The 1013-nt window shown below is 64.5% G+C and carries 1 protein-coding gene; it reads left to right on the top strand.

The features are described from left to right. On the top strand, nucleotides 1–1013 hold a 1013-nt coding region (locus tag P3W85_RS01035; RefSeq protein WP_276263398.1), incomplete at both ends, for an ISNCY family transposase.

Raw genomic sequence — 1013 nt, 5'->3', positions numbered from 1 at the left:
GACCGCTTCAAGGTCATTCAGGCAACGGCCGAAGGCCTCCTGGCGCAATGGCGCGCCGCAGAGCGCCTGGATTTGACGGCGCGGCAAGTCCGGCGGCTGGTCCAGCGCTGGCGAGCCGATGGCCCTATGGGCTTGCTGTCGCGCCAGCGTGGGCAGCCAGGGCATCGCCAACTGCCACGGATGCTCGAAGCGCAGGCACGCGCGCTAATCCAGCAGCATTACGCCGATTACGGCCCCACGCTGGCCTGCGAGAAGCTGCGCGAGCGACATGGCATCGCGCTGGCCAAGGAGACGGTGCGCCGGATCATGATTGACGCCGGCTTCTGGGTCCCGAGGAAACTGCGTCCGCCCAAGATGCACCAGCCGCGCAAGCGCCGCGCCTGCCTGGGTGAACTGGTGCAGATCGATGGCAGCGAGCACGCGTGGTTCGAGGAGCGGGCGCCCATGTGCACGCTGCTGGTCTATGTCGACGATGCCACCAGCCGCCTGATGCAGTTGCTGTTCGTGCCGACCGAATCGACTTTCGCCTATTTTGCCGCGACGCGGGCCTATATTGAGCGCCATGGCAAGCCGGTGGCGTTCTACAGCGACAAGGCCAGTATCTTTCGGGTCAATGCCAAAGGTGTCACGACTGGGCGGGACTATACGCAGTTCGGACGCGTGCTGTACGAGCTGAACATCGAGAGCCTGTGCGCCAACACCAGTCAGGCCAAGGGCCGTGTGGAACGCATGAATGGCACGCTGCAGGACCGGCTGGTCAAGGAGCTGCGCCAGCGCGGCATCTCGACGCTGGCCGAGGCTAATGCCTTTGCCCCGGTCTTCCTGGCGGACTTCAATGTGCGGTTCGCCAAGATGCCCAGAAGCGACTTCAATGCGCACCGTCCGGTACGGCCCGACGAGGACCTCGAGCGCATCTTTACCTGGCGCGAATGGCGCAAAGTCTCCAACCGGCTGACGCTGCAATACGACCGCAAGCTGTACCTCATCACGGACCGACCCGAGCAGCGCTCCTT

This window comes from Cupriavidus basilensis (assembly GCF_029335485.1).
Lineage (GTDB): Bacteria > Pseudomonadota > Gammaproteobacteria > Burkholderiales > Burkholderiaceae > Cupriavidus > Cupriavidus basilensis_E.
This window is presented reverse-complemented; position numbering and strand designations above follow the sequence as displayed.